At 68.4% G+C, this 386-nt stretch carries 1 protein-coding gene; it reads right to left on the bottom strand.

Annotation, left to right across the window (positions count from 1 at the left end; translation table 11 throughout):
* Positions 1–386: IS66 family transposase (locus HG800_RS26830; RefSeq protein ID WP_169981495.1), on the bottom strand; the 386-nt coding region annotated here is incomplete at both ends.

Consider the following 386-nt stretch of genomic DNA (forward strand, 5'->3'; position numbering starts at 1 on the left):
GCCTCGTGGAACTTCCGCCGCGCATGGGCCCAGCAGCCGACTTCGATCAGGCCGCGAGCGTGCAGGCCGTCGTAACCGGCATAGGCGTCGGATTGGAGATATCCCGAAGTGTACGACTGCAAGAACCGCTCCGGCCCGTCGCGGCGGCGGTCGGCCGTGAAGTCGTAACACATGAAGGGGTGCTCACGATCGCCCAGGTACACCCAGAGCCGGCCGGTCGAGCTCCCGCCGCCGCCGGGATCCTGGACGGTCACCGGGGTGTCGTCGGTCTGGATCACCCGCGACTGGAGGATGCGGCGGTGCATCGCCCTGACGATCGGCTCGAGCAAGCCGGCACTGGCAGCGGTCCAGTCGCAGAGGGTTGAGCGGGCGAGTGTGATCCCCTG

It is taken from the genome of Tautonia rosea, from assembly GCF_012958305.1.
GTDB classification, from domain to species: domain Bacteria; phylum Planctomycetota; class Planctomycetia; order Isosphaerales; family Isosphaeraceae; genus Tautonia; species Tautonia rosea.